Genomic DNA, 20,811 nt, shown 5'->3' on the forward strand with positions numbered 1-20,811 from the left:
CCTAGACCTTCTCGATGATCGCGGCCTTGATCCGCCCGATCCGTGCCTCGTCGCGCTTGTAGAACGTCCATTGCTTGACGCGCTTGGTGGTCACTAGACCGGCCTGCGCCAGGATCTTCAGATGCTCGCTGACCGTTGGCTGGCTGACGCCGAGCTTCTCGGCGATCAGCACCGCGCAGACGCCGTCCTTGACGAGATCACCGTCGACCTGCGGGCGGAAATGCGCCTTGGGACGTTTCAGCCACTCCAGGATCAACAGCCGGCGATCGCTCGCCAGCGCGCGCAGGGTGGACTCGACATCATCAGGCGAAGTAGGCATATTGCTAATTAGCTAAATGGCTAAGTGCTGTCAATTACCGTACCTTGGAGGCCGCCGTGACCGAGATCACCTCGCAAGACATCGAACGCAGCGCGGCGTTGATCCGTCCCCATGTCAGGCGGACCCCGGTGGTCGCGCTCGACCGCGGCGAGTTCGGTCTCGCGGCCGGTCCGCTGACGTTGAAGCTCGAGCTGCTGCAGCATGCCGGCTCGTTCAAGACCCGCGGCGCCTTCACCAATCTCCTGACCCGCGAGGTACCGGCCGCCGGTGTGGTTGCCGCATCGGGCGGCAATCACGGTGCGGCCACCGCCTATGCCGCGATGACGCTCGGCAAGCCGGCGCGGATCTTCGTGCCCAGCGTCTCGTCGCCGGCCAAGGTGCAGCGCATCCGTGATTACGGCGCCGAGCTCGTGATCGAGGGCGACCGGTATGCCGACGCGCTCGCCGCCAGCGAGGTCTGGGCCCGGCAAAGCGGTGCGATGCCGGTACCGGCCTTCGACCAGCGCGAGACCATCATGGGCCAGGCGACGCTCGGCCTCGAGCTCGAGCAGCAGGCGCCCGACATCGACACCGTGCTGGTTGCGGTCGGCGGCGGCGGGCTGATCGCCGGCATTGCCGCCTGGTTCGCCGGCCGCATCAAGGTGATCGGCGTCGAACCATCGGCCGCGCCGACGCTGACCCGCGCGCTTGCGGCCGGCCATCCGGTCGATGCCGAGGCCGGCGGGATCGCCGCGGATTCGCTGGCGCCGCGCCGGGTCGGTGATCGCGTCTACCCGATCGCCGCGAAATTTGTCAGCGGCACCGTGCTGGTGTCCGATGATGCGATTGCCTCGGCGCAGGACACGCTGTGGCGCGCGCTGCGCGTCGTCGCGGAGCCCGGCGGCGCCGCGGCCATCTCGGCGCTGCTGTCGGGCGCCTACAAGCCCGAGCCCGGCGAGCGGGTCGCGGTTTTGGTCAGCGGCGGCAACACCACCGCGGTGGACTTCAACCGCACCCATTGACGGCGCGGCAAGTCCGCTCGCGTCACTCCCACATGTCAGGGGTGACGCGGCCGGCGAAGCCGCAGTCGACGACGCGATCCTGCGGATTGCGGTCGACGATCAGCCGCAGCAGGTCGGGGCGCGAATAATGCCCGCCGATATCGCACAGCGCCTTGGCGGCGAGCACCGCTTGCCGCGATCCGTCGGCGATCAGGATGGTCTCGCCTTGCGCCGGCCCGGCGATGATCTCGCCGCGCGGATCGATGATCACGCTGTCGCCGCTATACTCGACCGTCGACAACTCGCGATAGCGCTCGGGCGTCGCCTCGTGCGAGCGCATGCCGCCGACGGCGATGACGTAGCAGCCGGCCTGGGATGCGAACGCGCGCGACAGCAACACTTGCCGCGGCCACAGCGGCGTCGGCAACGGCGGTGCCACGGCGGGCTCCCGTCCCGGCCACGCCGCCACATGAATTTGCGTCCCCTGTGCCGCCAGCGCATAGCCGGGCAGCATGGTGTTGTGCTCCCAGCAATTGAGCCCGCTGATCCTGCCATAGGGCCGCTCATGTACGCGCAAGCCAACCGCGTCGCCGTCAGCCCACACCGAACGCTCGTTGAAGGTCGGCTTGAGCTTGCGATGGCGGCCGAGGATCCGGCCTTCGCGGCCGATGAACAGAAGCGTGCAGTAGACCGAGCCCTTGGTTACGGCGTCGCGCTCGGCAATGCCGATCACGACATCGATCCCGGCGCCCTCGGTGGCTGCACAGAGCCGGTCGGTCGCCGGCGATGGAATCTCGACGGCGTTATCGAGATAGTCAGCCATCGCGAGAAAGGTGGTCGGACCGGTCGGCGCATGACAGAAGAAGGGATAGCCGGGCAGCCAGGTCTCGCCGAAGGCGGCAATCGTGGCCCCCATGGCGCCGGCCTCGCGGATCAGACGGCAGGCCTTCTCCACCGACGCCTCGCGATCGAACGGCACCGCGGCGGCCTGGATCGCCGCGAGCCGGAAATGCGGATCGATTGTCACGGCTGCGCTCGCTTCACTCGACGCCCTTGCGCGCGGCGTCGAGCGCACCCGCCAGCAATTCGAGCGCCTTGACGCGCCGCCGTCGCGCGAGCCGCGCCTCGCCGACCTTGCGCTCGTGCTCGCCTGCGATGAAGGCCTGGATGTCCGGCAGCGGACGGATCACGCCACGGCTGCCCCACTGGCCATCCGGTATCTCGGTCGGAAACACCCAGACCTGCGCCGCGACATCCTCGAACGAACCGCCATCAGCCCGCACCACTGCATCGGTCACGTCCTTCACCAGGGCCGCGCGCGAGGCTTCGGTGTACTGGCCTTCCGGCACGGTCGGCACAATCCGGTAGCGCGGAGATGGCGAGGGTTGGCCCGCCACATAAACTGCGGCCGGCCGATGCAGGAAGACAACGGTGACGCTTTGCGCAATCCTGTTGGCCGGATCGAACCCCTCGTGACCGATCAGGATATCGCCGAGTTCCTTGATGAGCCGCGCTTCGGCTTCCGGGCTCAGGGCTCCTTCGGGAATTGTCACGTCGATCATCGGCATTGAGAGACCTCCTGTTGTTGCCAGGACGAGGTCTATGCGCGAGCTGTCTCCCGCAGCAGTGGCAGTATCGCCATTCTCAGGGCAGATTCGGACATGGCGTCGTCAGGTGGCTTGTGCCGTGCGCGCGGTCGTTCGCACAAACCGGCGCTGGTATTCGCGTGGCGAAAGCCCCGTTGCGCGCTTGAACAGGCGGCGAAAGGTCGACAGATCGTTGTAGCCGACGCGCGCGCTGACCGCGTCAAGCTTCAGCCGCCTGGATTCGATCAGGCGTTTGGCCACGTCGACCCGCAGCGCCTGCAGATATTGCAGGGGGGCCTCGCCGACCGCGAGCTTGAAGCGGCGGTTCAAGGTGCGCTCGCTGACTGAAAGGTCGCGGGCCAGCCTGGCGAGGCTGAACCCCTGTTGCAGCGACTTCTCCATCAGGCTTTGCGCCCGCGCCACCAGTGCGTCGCAGTGCTGCGTGTCGCGCGTGCGACTGGCATAGGATGCCTGCGAAACACGATTGCCGTCGATCAGCATCAACTTGCCGGTCTCGGTCGCCACGTCGGCGCCGGTGAATTTCTCGACCAGCCGCAGCGCAAGATTGAGCGACGTGGTCACCGCGCCCGAGCAGACAATCCGGTTCTGCTCGGTGAGGATCTCAGCGACGCGCAGATCCACCGCCGGATAGCGCATCGCGAATGTCCGCCCTTTCGCCCAGTGGGTGGTGGCGACCCGGCCGTCGAGCAGGCCGGCCTCGGCGAGGATGAAGCTGCCGGTGCAATACGACGCGAGCAACGTGCCGCGCTCATGTTGCCGCCGCAGCGCGGCGAGCAGCGGCTCGACGGTATCGAGCCGCTCGAAGAAGCGTTCGATGTCGCCGACGAACGGCCCGGGGATCACCACCGCATCCGCCGCGGATCGCGCGCTGATCGCTCCATCGACGCCAACGATCTGGCCGGACGCGGTCTCGACCGGCCGGCCAGTCAGCGACTCGACGCGCCAGCGCAGCTGTGACCGCTTGCCGCCGTGGCGCTGCGGCCGCCTCGCCACCACCGAATTGGCGGCGGTGAACACGTCGGCGATACCCGCAACACCCGAAGCGAGGATGCCGTCGTAGACCCAAATCCGGATGAGCGGCATGGCCGTGTCCGATCCTGCACAAATTGGGGTAATTCTGCCATCGTGGCGCAGGCGGAGCAAGGCCTGCGCGCAGGGATCGCACCCAGAGCCATCGATGCTGATTGGTGCGCAATGCTGGGACGACGAGTCCCGATCACGATGTCCGCCACGGAGTATGGGTCCCGGCCTTCGCCGGGACGACGGCGGTGGATGCGGCGCGCTTGTCGCGCCCCACGTCGTCGGATCGTGCGGGACGGATCCGGGATCGTCCCGCAGCGATCGTCTCAGGTGTTCTTCAGCGCAACGCGGAATTCCGCCTCGGTCTTGGCCTTGACTTCGTCGAGCGTGACGCCGTCGGCGAGCTCGATCAGCGCCATGCCGTCCTTGCCATGCTTGTCGATGGTGAACACCGCCAAATCGGTCACCACCATGTCGACCACGCGCTCGCCGGTCAGCGGCAGATTGCACTGCTTGAGCAGCTTGGGGCCGTCCTTGGCGGAATGCTCCATCACGACCACGACGCGCTTGACGCCGGCGACGAGGTCCATCGCGCCGCCCATGCCCTTTACCATCTTGCCGGGGATCATCCAGTTGGCGAGGTCGCCGTTCTGCGCCACCTGCATGGCGCCGAGGATCGACAGATCGATATGGCCGCCGCGCACCATGCCGAAGGACTCGGCCGAGGAGAAATAGCTGGTCGAGGGCAATTCGCTGACGGTCTGCTTGCCGGCATTGATCAGGTCGGCGTCGACCTCGTCCTCGTAAGGAAACGGGCCCATACCGAGCATGCCGTTCTCGCTTTGCAGGCTGACGTCGATACCGTCGGGGATGTAGTTCGAGACCAGCGTCGGGATGCCGATGCCGAGATTGACGTAATAGCCGTCGCGCAGCTCCTTGGCGGCGCGGGCGGCCATCTGTTCACGGGTCCAGGCCATGAGGCTCTCCTGATAAATCGGGTTCTAAGCGGCAGGCCGCGGACGGGTGTTGCGGAATTCGATCCGCTTCTTGGCCGAGCCGACCTCGACGATGCGCTTGACGAAGATGCCGGGGGTATGGATGTGGTCCGGGTCGATCTCGCCGGCCGGCACCAGATGCTCGACCTCGGCGACGGTGACCTTGGCCGCGGTCGCCATCATCGGGTTAAAGTTGCGCGCGGTCTTGCGGTAGACCAGATTGCCGGCGGTATCGCCCTTCCAGGCGTGGACAATGGCGAGGTCGGCGAACAGGCTGCGCTCCATGATGTACTTCTCGCCGTCGAATTCCTTCACTTCCTTGCCTTCGGCGATCAGCGTGCCGACGCCCGTTTTGGTATAGAAGGCCGGGATGCCGGCGCCGCCGGCGCGGATGCGCTCGGCCAGCGTGCCCTGCGGGTTGAACTCGAGCTCGAGCTCGCCGGCAAGATATTGCTGGGCGAACAGCTTGTTCTCGCCGACATAGGACGAGATCATCTTCTTGATCTGGCGGGTTTCCAGCAGCCGGCTAAGGCCGATGCCGTCGACGCCGGCATTGTTGGAGACGACCGTGAGGCCCTTGACGCCGGAATCGCGGATCGCGTCCGACAGGGTCTCGGCGATGCCGCAAAGGCCGAAGCCTCCCGACATGATCATGATGCCGTCCTTGAGGAGACCATCGAGTGCCGATTTGGCGTCGGGATAAACTTTGTTCATGCAGCGAATACCTGATGGAGGGCGCGGAACGGCGGTGGCAATGCGGATTATTAGGCGAAATCTTCGCAATGCGTCAATCAGGCCCCGGGGCGGCGACGGGCGGCGGCCTCGGGCGGCAACATGGCCTTGAAAGCGTCAAGAAAACCCTTCAAGTTGCGGGGGTTGGCAGGGGCCTCCGGCGAGAGCCCGCTGTGTTCGACGACGACCCGACAGACCTCAACCCGACCCGGATATGTCATTGACGATGGCCCAAGGAATTAAGCGCCTGGGGATGCCGATCGCGGCGCTTTTCGGCCTGGCGGTCATCGGCCTGGTCGGAACGTCATGGTTCCTCAACCGGGACGCGCTGCAGCGCGCGGTGGAGGCGCAGATCCGCGCGGTGACCGGGCTCGAACTCGTCGTCAACGGCCCGATCGACGTGTCGGTGTTTCCGGGCAGCTATGTTTCCTTCCACAATGTCGGGCTGAAGGGCGCCGATACCACCGACCCGGCTTTGCAGGTCGATGTGCTGACCGCCAATCTGCGGCTGCTGCCGCTGTTGCTGCGGCGGTTCGAGATTTCCGACGTCATGATGCTCCGCCCGCATATCCATGTGGTCCGCGACGGCGCCGGCGAGAGCAACTGGACCCCGTTCGTCGAGACCATCGCCAAGGCGATGACGCCCGGCGCCGAGAACCAGGTGTCGTTCTCCGAGATCCGGATCCAGGACGGCGAGCTGAATTACGAGGACGGCACCAACCGCATCTCCGAGAAGCTCGGCGACATCGATCTGTCGTTGGCCTGGCCGTCGATCTCGCGCTCCTTTGCCGCGACCGGCCAGTTCGACTGGCGCGGCGAGCGCGTCGACGGCTCGATCAGCGCCAGCGATTTCGTCGCGCTGCTGTCGGGCGACCGCTCCGGCCTCAAGGCCCGGCTCGCCAGCGCGCCGCTCAAGGTTGCCTTCGACGGCACCGTCGCCAACCGCACCAGCGTGATGATGGAAGGCACCGCCACCATGGACTCACCGTCGCTGCGCAACGCGTTGCGCTGGATGGGACAGGCGCCGCCCGGCGGCGGTGGCGGCTTCGGCCGCTTCGCGCTGAAGGCCCGCGCCAATGTGGTCGGCGGCTCCGTCGCGCTCACCAATGTCAATGTCGAGCTCGACGGGAATGTCGCCGAGGGGGTGATGACCTACGCCAATAACGGCCGGCAGACGCTGCAGGCGACGCTCGCCGCCGGCAATCTCGACTTCACGCCCTACATCTCGACGTTCCGCCTGCTGGCGAGCGGCCAGCGCGACTGGAACAGGCAATTGTTCGACCTGTCCTCGCTGTCGTCGACCGATCTCGACATGCGGCTGTCGGCCGCCAAGGTCACGGTCGGTCCGTCCAAGCTCGGCCGCACCGCGTTCGGCGCCAATCTGCGCGGCGGCGCGCTCGCGCTCAGCGTCGGCGAGGCGCAGATGTATGGTGGCATCGCCAAGGGCTCGTTCGCGATCGCGCGCTCGGATGCGGTCGCCGACGTCAGGGCGCAATTCCAGTTCACCGATGTCGACCTGCAGGCCTGCGCCAGCGAATTGTTCGGCATCAACAAGCTCTCCGGCCGCGGCAACCTCAACGTCTCGCTGACGGCCTCGGGCTCGAGCCCGTTCGGGCTCGCGTCATCGCTTGATGGCACCGCCACGCTGAACGGGCATGACGGCGCGATCGCGGGCTTCAATGTCGAGCAGCTGCTGCGGCGGCTGGAGAAGCGGCCGCTGTCCGGCGGCGGCAATTTCCGCTCCGGCTCGACGCCCTACGACAATCTCAGCATATCGGTGAAATTCGCCGACGGCGTCGCCACCGCCGATGACATCCATGTCGTGAGCCCCACGGCGAAGATCACGCTGACCGGCACCGCCTCGGTGCCGTCCCGCGAATACGATCTCAAGGGCGTCGCCAGCCTGACCTCGGCGTCGGCCGGCGGCAACGCGTTCGACCTGCCGTTCGTGATCCAGGGTCCGTGGGATGATCCCTTGATCTTCCCCGATCCGGAAAGCCTGATCCGCCGCTCGCCGGCATCCGCCCCGCTGCTCGACGCGGTGAAGGATCGCAAGACCCGCGACGCGGTGCGCTCGGTGATCGAGCGCTTCACCGGCGGCGGCGCCCGGCCGGCGGCCGCGCCCGATGCAGCGGCCGGCGCATCCGGCGGCGCACCGGCGGCATCGGCCGAGAATGCCAAATCGAACTGATCGATCCATCCACTTTGCGCATCGATGCCGCGGGACTGATCCACCTGCCAGCGGCGCACCCCTACAGAAGTCGTCGATGCGGCATCTTTATCGGGTCACGGGCATGCGCTAGTGTTTTCTCCAACCGGTTAAAAAGCCGGCCTCATGAGGGAGAACAACGTGAGATCCAAGGTTATCGGTGCGCTATCACTGGCGGTCGCTGCGGTTGGCCTGTTCGCGTCGACTGCGCCCGCTTTGGCGCAGGGCAAGACGATCACCGTCTGGTGGGGCAAGGGATTTTACAAATCCGAAGACGACGCGCTGCTCGAGACGATCAAGAAATTCGAAGCCAAGACCGGCATCAAGGTCGAATTGTCGCAATACGCGATCCAGGACATGATTCCGAAGACGGTCGCGGCACTCGATTCCGGCACCGTGCCCGACGTCGCCTATTCCGACACCTACGACGTGCAGGCGCAGGGCAAGTGGGCCTATGAGGGCAAGCTCGAGGACCTCTCCGACATCATGCTGCCGATGAAGGACGCCCTTGCGCCGAACACGCTGGAAGCGGCCCTGCTTTACAACGACGTCACCAAGAAGAAGTCCTACTACGGCTTCCCGCTCAAGCAGCAGAGCATGCACGTCCAGATCTGGGGCGACATGCTGGAGAAGGCCGGCTTCAAGGCCGCCGACATCCCGACCAAGTGGGAGGACTACTGGACGTTCTGGTGCGACAAGGTGCAGCCGGCGATCCGCAAGGCCACCGGCCAGCGCATCTACGGCGTCGGCCAGCCGATGGGCGTCGAATCCACCGACTCGTTCCAGTCGTTCTACACCTTCATGGATGCCTACCACGTCAAGCTGGTCGACGACGACGGCAAGCTTTTGGTCGACGATCCCAAGGTGCGCGACGGCCTGATTCACGCGCTGAAGGACTACACCGACACCTACATCAAGGGCTGCACCCCGCCGTCCTCGACGACCTGGAAGGACCCGGACAACAACGTCGCCTTCCACAACAAGACGATCGTGATGACGCACAATTTCACGATCTCGATCGCGGCGAAGTGGTTCGAGGATTCCACCAATCCGGCGCTGACCGACGCGCAGCACGCCGCCGGCAAGCAGGCCTATGAGCAGGACATCATCACGGCGTCCTTCCCCAAGGCGCCGGACGGCTCGACCATCAAGTACCGCTCCGACGTCAAGACCGGTCTGATCTTCGCCAACGCCAAGAACAAGGCGGAAGGCAAGCAGTTCATCGCCTTCCTGATGCAGGAAGACAATGTGCGGCCCTATGTCGAGGGTGCGCTCGGTCGCTGGTTCCCGGTGACCAAGGCGAGCCAGGCCAGCCCGTTCTGGCAGGCCGACCGGCACCGCAAGGCAGTGTGGAATCAGTTCACCGGCGGCACCGCGCCGTTCGACTTCACCAAGAACTGGAAGTTCACCATCCTGAACAACGAGAACGTCTGGGCCAAGGCCATGAACCGCGTCGTCAGCGAAAAGGTGCCGGTGGACAAGGCCGTCGACGAACTGATCGCCCGCATCAAGCAGGTCGCGGGATGATGTAGACGATGGCCGGCACTGCCGCCATTTACTCCGTGTCGTCCCGGCGAAGGCCGGGAGGTGGATTCACACTCGAAATGCAACACTTGAGCAGCAAAGGTCTCCGCTGGGGTCCTGAAGTCAAGGCATTTGCGCGGGGTGTTGTTGTATGCGGCGATGAACTTGCTGAGGCGTCGGGTTGGGAGCTTGTCGAGATCGGTTTTGCGCGGGATGAAGCGTCGCATGCGACCGATGGCGTTCTCGATGCCACCTTTCTGCCAGGGGGCGTGCGGATCGCAGAAGAAGGTCTTCATCAAGAGGCTTTGCAAGGAAAGGTGAGATGCGAACTCGGTACCGTTGTCGAAGGTGACGGTCTGGCGCATCTGCTCTGGCAGCGCCTTGAACAGACGCACGAGATAGCTTGCGACACCGGAAGCGAGCTTGCTTGGGAGGCGGACGCCGAGCAGCAGGCGGGAGGTGCGCTCGTGCACGGCCAGGATCTGCTGACGGTATTTGGAGAACATCATCAGATCGGCCTCCCAATGGCCGGGAGTGTTGCGATCGGCGACCTCGACGGGCCGTTTATCCAAGGAAACACGGCCTTCGATGAAGCTTGCGGGACTTCCGCCCCGCTTGCCACGGCGGCCGCGCTTGCTCTTGGCGCGTGGCAGATAGTGCCGCCAGCTGCCGTCCGTGGTGCGTCTGATCTGGGCATAGATGAAGCGGTAGATGCTCTCGTAGGAGATCACCTTGCGTCCATGCTCGATGGCCAGCCGGCCGGCGACCTGTTCGGGCGACCAGCCACGGCGAAGGCCATCCAACACCGCGCGGCGCAGGACGGGCTCCCGTTCGAGGCGTCCGCCCGTCCAGCGCCGCGCTCGCATCCGTTGCTGGGCATAGTCGGCCTTGTAGCCGGCCTGAACGCCATGATTACGGTTCATCTCCCGAGAGATCGTTGATGGCGGGCGATCCAAAGCTGCAGCGATTTGCCGGATCGAGGCCCCATTGGCCGAAAGTCTGGCAATCTCGCATCGCTCGTCCAGTGACAGCTGCTTGTAAGTCCGGCCCATCGCAACACCTCCAGTCGGAAGTGTTGCACTTCGTTTGTGAACTCAGGGGACCCATACGCCGCGGCAGCGGTTTTGGAGTAAGCTGGTGGACGGCTTTCGCACAACAACCGGGGCTTGGGGTTATGGGTCCCGACCTTCGCCGGGACGACGACTTAGTCGCGGCCGGGCTGACTTTCCAAGAGTAACCGAATGGCGATCACACTCTCCGCATCCGATGCCCCCTCGCCGCCGCTGTCGGCGCGGCTGTCGCCGCCGCAGGTCTGGGGTATCGCGCTGCTCGCGCCTTATCTGCTGGTGTTCCTCGCCTTCGTGGTCTATCCGGTCGGCTACGGCCTGTGGCTGGCGCGTCATCCGTCGAGCTATGTCGCGCTCTATCACGACCCGATCTTCGCGCGCGCCGCGGTCAACACGCTGATCTTCCTGGTCATCGGCATCAACATCAAGATGCTGATCGCGCTGTTCCTGTCCGGCTTCTTCGCCCAGCAGCGGCCCTGGATCAGGTGGCTGTCGGTGATCTTCATCCTGCCCTGGGCGGTGCCGTCGATCCCGACCATTCTTTCCGTGCGCTTCATGCTCAATCCGGAATGGGGCGTGGTCAACCAGCTGATCTTCAAGTTCACCGGCGACGACGGCCCGAACTGGCTGAACGATCCGGCGGTCGCGCTCGCGATGGCGATCGGCGTGCACATCTGGAAATCGCTGCCGTTCTGGACGCTGATCCTGCTGACCGGTCGGCTCGCGATCTCGCACGATCTGTACGAGGCGTCCGACGTCGACGGCGCCAATTGGTGGCAGAAATTCCGCTACATCACCTGGCCGTCGATGCAGACGCTCTACATCACCTGCACGCTGCTCTCGATGATCTGGACGCTCGGCGACTTCAACAGCGTCTACCTGCTCACCGGCGGCGGGCCGGCCGACCTCACCCACGTGCTGTCGACGCTCGGCATCCGCTATCTCAGGCTCGACCAGCTCTCGCTGGCGATGGCTTCGATCGTCTGCGCCATGCCGTTTGTGCTGCCGCTGGTCTATTTCATGATGAAACGGTTGTCGCGATGAAGCTGCCCACCCTCCGCGAAGTCGGCACCGAGGCCAAGCTGCTGTTGATCGGCATCCCGGTCTTCATCTGGACCACGATTCCGATCTACCACATGTTCGTGTTCGCGATCTCGCCGAAGGAGGACGCGTTCACCGGCAAGCTGTGGCCGACGCATCCGACGCTGCATAATTTCTCGATCGTGTTCCACCAGCAGCATTACTTCCTGCGCGACTTCTGGATCCAGTTCTGGAATTCGACCGTGATCGCACTCGCGGTCGGCGCGCTGACGCTGTTCGTCGCCACCGCCGCCGCGTTCTCGATCTCGCGGCTGCGGGTGCCGGGCGGCCGCGCCGTCATGAACATGGCGCTGTTCACCTACTTCATCCCGGCGGCGTTCCTCGCCGTGCCGATGTACCGCACCATGGGCAGCTATGGCCTGCTCAACAATCACTGGTCGCTGATCCTGGCGATGGTGACGATCGCCGCGCCCTACGCGATCTGGGTGCTGAAACAGGCCTCCGACAAGCTGCCGGTCGAACTCGACGAGGCCGCGACGATGGACGGCGCCACCACGCTGCAGCTGTTCCGTCTGGTCTATGTGCCCTTGATGATGCCGTCGCTGGTCGCGGTCGGCACCTACGCGATCCTGCTCGCCTGGAACGAATATCTCTATGCCTTCCTGCTGCTCTCGAAGGACACCGACATCACGCTGCCGGTCGCGCTCGGCAACTTTCTCGCCGCCGACGATTCGCCGTGGGAGCTCTTGATGACCACCGGCTTCATCTACGCGCTGCCGCCGGCCGCGGTGTATTACGCCTTCAAGCGCTACATGGTCGGCGGGCTGACGGCAGGCGCGGTCAAGTCTTGATGCGCCAGAGCGTTTTCGAGCGAAGTAGACGCTCCCGTCACGTCCGGCGACGCGCGCAAGTTCTCTCGCCTCACGTGAGGTGAGCACGTTGCCCAGGCTCCCTCCCCCCTTGCGGGGGAGGGTGGGGAGAGGGGTGGCCCCGGGGGAGATGTTTTGACGCGGGCGTCGCTCTCGCAATCTCGATCGCTTCGTGGAAGCGCTGGACGGATAAAGTACGCCGGTACCCCTCTCCCCAACCTCGAGAGCGAGCTTCGCTCGCCTCGGACCCCCGCAAGGGGGGAGGGAGCCCTTCCGCCGGTGGCCGCCAGGAAAGAGCGCCAAAAACAACAATCTACAGCGGCGCGGCGCTCTCGCCGCCCGCGTTCGACAGTTTCGAGGCGATTGACGCCACCACGATGATCACGGCGATCAGCGCGATGACAAGCGTGCAGATCGCATTGATCTCGGGCTTCACGCCGAGCCGCACTTCCGAGTAGATCCGGATCGGCAGCGTCGCCGAGCCGGGACCGGTGGTGAAGCTCGCGATCACGACGTCGTCGAGCGACAGCGTGAAGGCCAGCATCCACCCCGCCACGATCGCCGGCACGATCAAGGGCAGCGTCACCATCAGGAACGCACGCACCGGATCGCAGCCGAGATCCATCGCGGCCTCCTCCAGGCTGCGGTCGAGCGCGGAGAGGCGCGACTGCACCACGACGGTGACGAAGCACATCGTCAGCGTGGTGTGGGCGATCGTCACCGTCCAGAAACCGCGCTCGGCATTCAGCGCCACGAACAGCAACAGCAGCGACAGGCCGGAGATCACCTCGGGCATGACCAGCGGCGAATACAGCATGCCGGAGAACAGCGCCCGGCCCTTGAACCGCTCGCCCCGCGCCAGCCCGACCGCCGCCAGCGTGCCGAGCAGCGTCGCCAGCGTCGCCGACACCGCGGCGACCGAGAGGCTCATCCACGCCGCCTCCAGCATGGCGCGGTCGCCAAAGAACTCGCGGTACCAGCGCAGCGACCAGCCGCCCCACACCGTCACCAGCCGTGAGGCGTTGAACGAGTAGATCACCAGGATGACGATCGGCAGATAGAGGAACGCGAGCCCAAGCGCCAGCGACGTCATGTTGAAGCGCGTGAGCCTGGCGACGGTGTGCGCCATCAGCTGTCCGCCTCGAGCTGGCGCCGCTGCAAGCGGTCATAGAGCACGAGCGGCGGCACCAGCAGCAACAGTAGCGCCACCGCCGCGGCGGAGGCCACCGGCCAATCCTTGTTGGTGAAGAACTCGAGCCACAGCGTCTGTCCGATCATCAGCGAGTTGGAGCCGGCGAGCAGATCGGGGATCACGAACTCGCCCACGATTGGAATGAAGCAGAGCAGCGCGCCGGCGCCGACGCCCGGCAGCGACAGCGGGAACGTCACCAGCCAGAACGCCTGACGCGGCGAGGCGCCGAGATCACCGGCCGCCTCCAGCAGCGACGCATCCAGCTTCGAGAGCGTCGCATAGAGCGGCAGGATCATGAACGGCAGATAGGAATAGACGATGCCGAGATACATCGCGCTGTCGGTCGACAGCCAGACCACCGGCACTGATACGATATGCAGCGCCAGCAGGATCTGGTTGAGCAGGCCGTCATGCTGCAGGATGTTGATCCAGGCGTAGATGCGGATCAGGAACGAGGTCCAGAACGGCACGATGACCAGCATCATCGCGACAGCCTGCCAGCTCTGCGGCAGCCGCGCCATGCCATAGGCAATGGGATAGCCGATCACGAGCAGGATCAAGGTCGAGGTCACCGCGACGACGAGGCTGCGCAGATAGGACAGGATGTAGAGATTGTCCTGTAGCAGCAGGCGGAAATTGTCGAACGACAATTGCGCAAACGCGGCCGCCAGCGCCGCCCGGCCCTCGGTAAAATCGAACACCGGCGTATAGGGCGGCTGCGCGATCGCGGTCTGCGACAGGCTGATCTTCAAAACGAAGCCGAACGGCACCAGGAAGAACAGCACCATCCACAGATAGGGCGCGATCGCGGCGAGCCGCGCCGGCCGGGCGAAGATGCGGCGCGCGCTCATTGCTCCAGCACCAGGCAATCGTCGGCAGTGAACCATGCCACCACGCGCTGGCCGGCGAGATAGGCGTCGACATCGAGCCGCGCGGTGTTGGCCATCGACGCGCGCAGCACCGCGCCGCTCTCCAGCTTCACCCGGTAGCTGGTGACGCCGCCGAGATAGTTGACGTCGGTGACGACGCCCTCCAGCCGATTGATCGCCCGAGAGCCCGCCTCATCCGAGGCCGGCGCGCGGCGCGACAGCTTCACCTTCTCGGGGCGGATCGCGACGCTGACGACCTCCTTGGTCACCGGCGGCCACAACTCGCTGACCGCGAGCGTGCCCGCCTCCGCGGTCGCGACCGTCAACCGTCCATTCTCGCGGGCGGCGACCTGGCCGCTGAAGAGATTGATGTCGCCGACGAACTCGGCGATCCAGCGCGAGGCCGGCGCCTCGTAGAGATTGCGCGGGGTGGCGACCTGGACCAGGCGGCCGGCGTCCATCACCCCGATCCGGCCGGCCATCGTCATCGCCTCCTCCTGATCATGGGTGACGATGATGAAGGTCATGCCGAGCCTGCGCTGCAGCTCCATCAGCTCGCCTTGCGTGCTCTCGCGCAGCTTCTTGTCGAGCGCGGCAAGCGGCTCGTCGAGCAGCAGCACCTGCGGGCGGCGCGCCAGCGAGCGCGCCAGGGCCACGCGCTGCCGCTGTCCGCCGGAGAGCTGGTCCGGCTTGCGCTTCTCCAGCCCCTCGAGCCTGACCAGCGCCACCATCTCCGCAACGCGGATCGCGATATCCTTGCGCGCCATCCCGGCGCGCTTGAGGCCGAAGGCGATGTTGTCGCGCACCGACAGATGCGGGAACAGCGCGTAATTCTGGAACATCATGTTGACGGGCCGCTCATGCGGCAGCACTGGCGCGATGTCGCTGCCGCCGAGCAGGATGCGGCCCTCGTCCGGCGTCTCGAAGCCGGCTAGCATGCGCAGCAGCGTGGTCTTGCCGCAGCCGCTCGGGCCGAGCAGCGCGAAGAACTCGCCGGCGCGGATGTCGAGCGAGAGCTTATCGACCGCGCGGAAATTGCCGAACGATTTGGCGACGCCCTCGATCCGCAGCAGCGGCATGTCCGAGACGGCCGGTTCAGGCAACGGCCTTGCCGCCTCTGCAGTCGCTTCGCCCGGTATCACGTCAAGAAGCCCCGATTCCCCGCAAGGTCCGATCCTGCCGGCAAGCTAGCGGCGGATCGCCACCGGCTCAACCGCCTCACGGACATCTCCCGCAATATTGTCGGCATCGCCGCCTCTGCTAGACTTCGCAGCCGAATTCGGGAGGACAACCGATGATTTGCGATCGCTACGGCCTGCCGCTGACGACCGATTCGGACCGCGCCGCCGCCTATTATGTCGACGGCGTCGATCGGATGCTGGCGGCGCTGCACGGCGCCGATCTAGCGTTCGAGGCGGCGATCGCCGAGGACCCGGGTTTCGCGCTGGCCCATCTCGGCCGCGCCCGCGTGCACCAGCTCAACATGGAGGTGGCCGCGGCCCGCGCCAAGGCGGCCGACGCCCGGCAGCTCGCCGCGGCGTCAAGCCCGCGCGAGCGCCAGCACATCGAGATCATCGCGTCCGTGATCGAGGGCCAGGGCAAGAAAGCGATGACCGCGGCCGAGCAGCACCTCGCCGAATATCCGCGCGATGCGCAGATCCTCTCGCTGCTGCTCGGCGCCTTCGGCCTCTACGCCTTCTCCGGCCGGCCCGACCATGATGCCGCGCGGCTCGCGATCTCCGAACGTTACGCCCAGGACTATGGCGACGATTGGTGGTTCCTCACCTATCTCGGCTGGTCGAAGACCGAGGCCGGCGACGTCGTCTCCGGCCGCGCCATCACCGAGCGCGGCTATGCGCTGAAGCCGGAGAATGCCGGCGCCGCGCACGCGCTGGCGCATGCGCTGTTCGAGCAGGGCGACGGCGCCGAAGGCCGCAGCTTCCTCTCCGCCTGGCTGCCGGCGAATGATCGCACCAGCTTCCTGCAGGGGCACCTCGCCTGGCACCTCGCCCTGATCGCGATCGAGGAAGGCGACGCCGACGGCGCGCTCGAAATCTACGAGCAGCACATCAAGCCGGCGGGCCGGCCCTATCCGCCGCTCAATATCTATACCGACACGGCCTCGCTGCTGTGGCGCTTGGCGGTTGCCGGCAAGACCGGCCTCGACGCGCACTGGAAGGATGTCGCCGCATATGGCGACGGTTATTTCCCGAAGGCCGGCGCGCATTTCGCCGACATGCACCACGCGCTGGTTGCAGCCACGACGAACAACGAAGCGCTGGAGGCGCGATTGGCCGAGATGGCGGCGCGCGACGCCGACGGCAAATTGGCGCCCGGCACTGCCGCGATCGGGCTCGGCCGCGGGATCGCGGCCTTCGCCGCCGGCGACCATGAGGGCGCCGTGCGCATCCTGGCGCCGCTGATGCCCGAGCTGGTGCGGATCGGCGGCAGCCATGCGCAGCGCGAATTGTGGGAGGATACCTTCATCGTCGCCTGCCTACGCGCCGGTCAGGGCCGGCAAGCCACAGGCCTGATCTCGGACCGGCTGCATCGCCGTCCGTCCCGACGCGACCTCGCCTGGTCGCAGGAGGCGGCGCGGCAGTAGCCGCGCTTGGAGCTGTTCTCCTTCCCCCTGAAAGTCAGGGCGATCGCATTTGCAAAGTTCAGTGTCGGCCCGGCGTAGGCCGGGACCCATAACCACAGGGCCTTGTTGTTGAACAAGGCTGTGGCTCCAGCTCGCTTTATCACCACGCCCTGTGGTTATGGGTCCCGGATCTGCGCTCCGCTTCGCTGCGCTTGTCCGGGACGACGAAGTTCTTTTGCCATATGCGATTGCCTGCCCTGAAAGGGGGAAGGTCGGGATGGGGGTCAGCCGCAGACACCGCTGCTCGCCGAGAGAGCAGATCCCCACCTGCTTTGCTCTGCGAGCAAAGCGACCTCCCCTTTGCAAGGGTAGGTTTGAGAGCTTCGCTTAGTCCATCTTCGCCATGAACGCAGCGAGCGCATCGCGATGGGTTTGCGGCATGGTCAGCCCGAGCTTGGAGCGGCGCCACAGCACATCATCGGTGAAGCGCGCCCATTCCTTGCGCATGAGGTAACGCACCTCCGCGCCGGTCAATTCAGCACCGAAAGCCGGGCCGAGATCGGCCTTCGCCTTCGCGTCACCCAGGATATCCTTCACGTTCAGCCCATAGGCGGCCACCAGCCGCCGCGCCTGCGCCTCGCTGAGGAAGCGCCAGCGGTCGCGGGCGATGTCGACCTCGGTTTCAAAACGCTGCCAGGCGAATTCGCCGCCCGGCAGCGGCACTGTCGCGGTCCAGCGCGGTCCCATCGAGTAGAACCGCGCGAACTTCGCGACCGCCCGCTCGGCGCGGCGCCGCGATGTCGTGACGTCACCGCCGAAGATCGTGAGCAGCGGCGCCTTGCCGCGCCCGGTATCGAACGATACCGCGCCATCGCGTCGCCGCCAGCGCGCCGACGCGATGATGGAATTGGCACCGGAAACCGTTCGCAGCACATCGGCCGGGGTGATCTGCTCGCGAAAATAGCGATTGGCCGCGTCGCAGAGATAGGCCACTTCACGCACGTCCATCGCGACAATGGCGGGATCGCCCTTGAAGGGATGACCGACGCTGCCGATCAGGGTGAAGTCGCGCTCATAGGGACTGGCGAAGATCAGTTGCCCGTCGGGGTTCTGGAACGCATAGACGTTGTCGCAGTCGAACAGGCGGCGCACCACGATCTGACTGATCTGCACGGTGGCGAGCGGCGGCGCCGGCACGCGCAATACGGTGTCGGCGACGGAAGCGGTCCATGCGCCGGTGGCGTTGACCAGCGCCCGCGCCGTGATCACCCGCCGATAGCCGCGGTCGATCGCGACCAGCCGCCAGGTGTCGCCGCGCTCGGCCCGGGTCAGGCGCGCGCCGGTGCGGATCTCGGCGCCGCGCGCCGCGGCGTCGACCGCATTGAGCACGACGAGCCGAGAATCGTCGACGACGCAATCGGAATATTCGAACGCGGTGCCGAACGGCCGCTTCAGCGCATTGCCGACCGGATGGTGGGTGACATCGAGGGTCGTCGAGCGCGGCAGGCCGCTGCGCGAGGCGAGCCGCTCGTAGAGCAGCAACAACGACCGCAGCTGCCACGCCGGCCGCTCCCCGGCATGAACTGGGATCGCGAAGCGCGCCGGCCGCACCAGATGCGGCGCGATGCGCAGCAACACATCGCGTTCCCTCAGCGCGGTCCGGACGCGGAACAACGCCCGCCGTTCCAGCCCGGCCAGATCGCCATGCACCAGCCGCGGCGAGGCCTGCGACGCACCGGAGCCGAGATCGCCCTGTTCCAGCAGGATCACGCGCAGGCCGCGGCCGGCCGCATCGCGCGCGATGCTCGTGCCGTTCAGCCCACCGCCGAAGATCGCAACGTCGTAGTCCGCCATGCCCAACGGCTATCGCATTTGAATGCGAACGGAAGATGTGCTCACACAAAAAATGCGCGGCCGCGTCTAAGGCGTGATGAGATTAAGTTGAGCAGCGACCACGACGCTGCGCTCCCTCTCCCCGTTCTTACGGGGAGAGGGTTGGGGTGAGGGGCCGTCTCCGCGTACACGGTGATAGCTGCATTTGCGGAGACTCCCCCTCACCCGGAACGCATCTAACGATGCGTTCCGACCTCTCCCCGCACGCGAGGAGAGGTGAAGCGGGGTCCGCTGCTCGATTCGAAGATCAGCCTGCTCCAACAGAAGCGAAGAAGTGTTCCGGGCCATCGGCCTCGATCAGCTTCCTGCCTTCGATCACCCAGAACCGGTTGGCCACGGATCGCACGAACTGGCGGTCGTGCGACACCAACAGGCTGCTGGCCTGCTGCTGCAACAGTTCGTGCTCCAGCGCCTCCTGGCCCTCGATGTCGAGGTGGTTGGTCGGCTCGTCGAGCAGATAGAAGTTCGGCTCGGTCAGCCGCAGCACCAGCATGCCGAGCCGGGCCTTCTGCCCGCCCGACAGCCGCCCAATCGGACGGCCCTGCATTTCGATCGCGAGTCCGGCGCCGGCGAGCAGGCCGCGCGCCCGCTGATCGCCGACCGCGAAGCGCCGCGTCAGCATGCGCATCGGGGTGTCGCCATCGGCGAGATCGGCCAGCGCCTGGTCGCAATAGCCCAGCACCAATGACTCGGTGGCGCGGATCTCGGCGGCGGCCGCCACGGAGTTCTCGATCGCCAGCCGCAGCGCCGCGACGAACCGGGTCTTGCCCGCGCCGTTCGGCCCGAGCAACGCGATCCGGTCGCCCCGACAGATGAATTGCTGGCCGGTGCTGAACAGCGGCCTGCCGTCGGGGGTAGCGATCACCGCGTTGTTCAGCCGGATCAGGACCTTGGCATGGGTGTCGCGGTTGGCGAGCCGGATCGTGCCGGCCGAGCGTTCCAGATGCGCGGGCTTCGCGGTCTCTTCGAGTTTCTCGGCGCGCTGCTTCAGCTGCCTGGTCTTCGACAGCAGCAGATCGCTGCCGGAATTGATGCCGAGATTGTTGAGCTTGGCGGCCTGCTGGCGGAGCTGCCGGACCGTCTTCATGTCGCGTTGAAAGCGCCGCTCGTCCGCGGCATCGCATTCGTCGAGCGCCGCACGCGCCGAGGTGTAGGGCAACGCGAACAGCTGCGACCGTTCCGGGCGCAGGAACAGCGTCCGGTTGGTGGTCGCATCGAGGAAGGCGCGGTCGTGGCTTGCGATCACCACCGGCATCTCGCGCGGCAGCGCATTCAGCCAGGCCTCGAGCCGGCCGATCTTGGCGAGGTCGAGATGGTTGGTCGGCTCGTCGAGCAGCAGCACGTCGGGCTCGGTCACGAGCACGCGGGCAAGCAATGCAAACCGCAGCCAGCCGCCGCTCAATTGCCTGAGTGGCCGCCGCCACAACTCGTCGGGCACGTCGAGCGATTGCAGGGCGACGTCGACCCGCCAGTTCTCGCTGTCGCGCTGCCCGGCGGGCAGCGCCTCCAATACGGCGGCATGGAACGGCAGGGCCATCAGCCGCTGCGGCGCATTCTGCTCGACGTGGCCGATGGTCAGCCCGCGCGCGCGGCTGATGTCGCCTTCATTGGGCTCGAAGCTGCCGGCGATACAGCGCAGCAGCGTGGATTTGCCGCGGCCGTTGGCGGCGACGATGCCGATCCGGTCGCCGGCATTGACGACGAAATTCAGTTCGGAAAACAGCGGCGCGTTCAGCGTCACGCCGAGATTGCGTACATTGATGAGGGACACGGTCAATTCTCTGGTCTTGCCGGCAATCACGACACCATCAGAGGCACCCAGCCATCATCGGATGTGCGTTTCGAAGCGCGGCGAGGGATTTGAGTGCAAGCGCGAACGCTCAAACGTTCGGCACCGCACGGCCACGAAG

General features: G+C 66.0%; 17 protein-coding genes and 1 pseudogene. 6 read left to right on the forward strand and 12 right to left on the reverse strand.

The annotated features are described in order from the left end of the window. Position 1 precedes the first annotated feature (1 nt). Positions 2-319: an ArsR/SmtB family transcription factor gene (locus ACVIW0_RS33580; RefSeq protein WP_461356255.1), complete on the reverse strand. Its 318-nt coding sequence runs from the start codon at positions 317-319 to the stop codon at positions 2-4. 65 nt (positions 320-384) lie between these two features. On the opposite strand from ACVIW0_RS33580, the gene ACVIW0_RS33585 reads away from it, so the two are divergent. Beyond that, the gene (locus ACVIW0_RS33585; protein ID WP_461357496.1) at positions 385-1,320 is read left to right on the forward strand and encodes a threonine/serine dehydratase; all 936 of its coding nucleotides are present in this window, start codon (positions 385-387) and stop codon (positions 1,318-1,320) included. Between the two features lie 22 nt (positions 1,321-1,342). Here the strand turns inward: ACVIW0_RS33585 and ACVIW0_RS33590 are convergent, their stop codons facing one another. From ACVIW0_RS33590 to ACVIW0_RS33610, 5 genes are all read right to left on the reverse strand, one after another. Continuing rightward, entirely contained in the window at positions 1,343-2,326 is a 984-nt protein-coding gene (locus ACVIW0_RS33590) for a carbon-nitrogen hydrolase family protein (protein WP_461356256.1), read from the reverse strand. 13 nt (positions 2,327-2,339) lie between these two features. Beyond that, positions 2,340-2,867: a tautomerase family protein gene (locus tag ACVIW0_RS33595; protein WP_461356257.1), complete on the reverse strand. Its 528-nt coding sequence runs from the start codon at positions 2,865-2,867 to the stop codon at positions 2,340-2,342. A 102-nt stretch (positions 2,868-2,969) separates the two neighbouring features. Next, the gene (locus tag ACVIW0_RS33600; RefSeq protein WP_461356258.1) at positions 2,970-3,989 is read right to left on the reverse strand and encodes a GlxA family transcriptional regulator; all 1,020 of its coding nucleotides are present in this window, start codon (positions 3,987-3,989) and stop codon (positions 2,970-2,972) included. Between the two features lie 263 nt (positions 3,990-4,252). After that, a complete protein-coding gene (locus ACVIW0_RS33605; RefSeq protein WP_456728397.1) occupies positions 4,253-4,903 on the reverse strand; it encodes a 3-oxoacid CoA-transferase subunit B in 651 nt (216 codons plus the stop codon). Between the two features lie 24 nt (positions 4,904-4,927). Then, complete coding sequence (locus tag ACVIW0_RS33610; RefSeq protein ID WP_461356259.1) at positions 4,928-5,635, reverse strand: CoA transferase subunit A; 708 nt, start codon at positions 5,633-5,635, stop codon at positions 4,928-4,930. Positions 5,636-5,879: 244 nt separating this feature from the next. Here ACVIW0_RS33610 and ACVIW0_RS33615 point away from each other — a divergent pair, with 244 nt between their 5' ends. After that, positions 5,880-7,844, forward strand: coding sequence for an AsmA family protein (locus tag ACVIW0_RS33615; protein WP_461356260.1), 1,965 nt, complete (start codon positions 5,880-5,882; stop codon positions 7,842-7,844). A 159-nt stretch (positions 7,845-8,003) separates the two neighbouring features. Further along, a complete protein-coding gene (locus tag ACVIW0_RS33620; RefSeq protein WP_461356261.1) occupies positions 8,004-9,389 on the forward strand; it encodes an ABC transporter substrate-binding protein in 1,386 nt (461 codons plus the stop codon). A 59-nt stretch (positions 9,390-9,448) separates the two neighbouring features. On the opposite strand, the pseudogene ACVIW0_RS33625 reads toward ACVIW0_RS33620, so the two are convergent. Continuing rightward, positions 9,449-10,438: pseudogene (locus ACVIW0_RS33625) on the reverse strand (IS30 family transposase); the annotation flags it as partial. A gap of 189 nt (positions 10,439-10,627) precedes the next feature. Between ACVIW0_RS33625 and ACVIW0_RS33630 the strand changes: the two are divergent. Both ACVIW0_RS33630 and ACVIW0_RS33635 read left to right on the forward strand, forming a co-directional pair. Further along, positions 10,628-11,497, forward strand: a complete 870-nt coding sequence (locus ACVIW0_RS33630) for a carbohydrate ABC transporter permease (RefSeq protein WP_028336011.1) — start codon at positions 10,628-10,630, stop codon at positions 11,495-11,497. After that, positions 11,494-12,345, forward strand: coding sequence for a carbohydrate ABC transporter permease (locus tag ACVIW0_RS33635; RefSeq protein WP_461356262.1), 852 nt, complete (start codon positions 11,494-11,496; stop codon positions 12,343-12,345). The genes ACVIW0_RS33630 and ACVIW0_RS33635 overlap by 4 nt, the downstream gene beginning before the upstream one ends. A 331-nt stretch (positions 12,346-12,676) precedes the next feature. Here the strand turns inward: ACVIW0_RS33635 and ACVIW0_RS33640 are convergent, their stop codons facing one another. From ACVIW0_RS33640 to ACVIW0_RS33650, 3 genes are read right to left on the reverse strand one after another with little or no spacing between them, the layout of a single operon-like run. Continuing rightward, the gene (locus tag ACVIW0_RS33640; RefSeq protein WP_461356263.1) at positions 12,677-13,492 is read right to left on the reverse strand and encodes an ABC transporter permease; all 816 of its coding nucleotides are present in this window, start codon (positions 13,490-13,492) and stop codon (positions 12,677-12,679) included. After that, entirely contained in the window at positions 13,492-14,406 is a 915-nt protein-coding gene (locus tag ACVIW0_RS33645) for an ABC transporter permease (RefSeq protein WP_461356264.1), read from the reverse strand. Before ACVIW0_RS33645 ends, ACVIW0_RS33640 begins: the two co-directional genes overlap by 1 nt. Next, the gene (locus ACVIW0_RS33650) at positions 14,403-15,503 is read right to left on the reverse strand and encodes an ABC transporter ATP-binding protein (protein ID WP_461357497.1); all 1,101 of its coding nucleotides are present in this window, start codon (positions 15,501-15,503) and stop codon (positions 14,403-14,405) included. Before ACVIW0_RS33650 ends, ACVIW0_RS33645 begins: the two co-directional genes overlap by 4 nt. A 296-nt stretch (positions 15,504-15,799) precedes the next feature. Here ACVIW0_RS33650 and ACVIW0_RS33655 point away from each other — a divergent pair, with 296 nt between their 5' ends. After that, a complete protein-coding gene (locus ACVIW0_RS33655; RefSeq protein WP_461357498.1) occupies positions 15,800-17,029 on the forward strand; it encodes a tetratricopeptide repeat protein in 1,230 nt (409 codons plus the stop codon). A 366-nt stretch (positions 17,030-17,395) separates the two neighbouring features. Here the strand turns inward: ACVIW0_RS33655 and ACVIW0_RS33660 are convergent, their stop codons facing one another. Both ACVIW0_RS33660 and ACVIW0_RS33665 read right to left on the reverse strand, forming a co-directional pair. Next, positions 17,396-18,862: a glycerol-3-phosphate dehydrogenase gene (locus tag ACVIW0_RS33660; RefSeq protein WP_461356265.1), complete on the reverse strand. Its 1,467-nt coding sequence runs from the start codon at positions 18,860-18,862 to the stop codon at positions 17,396-17,398. Positions 18,863-19,148: 286 nt separating this feature from the next. Next, the gene (locus ACVIW0_RS33665; protein ID WP_461356266.1) at positions 19,149-20,672 is read right to left on the reverse strand and encodes an ABC-F family ATP-binding cassette domain-containing protein; all 1,524 of its coding nucleotides are present in this window, start codon (positions 20,670-20,672) and stop codon (positions 19,149-19,151) included. Positions 20,673-20,811: the final 139 nt, after the last annotated feature.

This window comes from Bradyrhizobium sp. USDA 4454 (assembly GCF_054822705.1).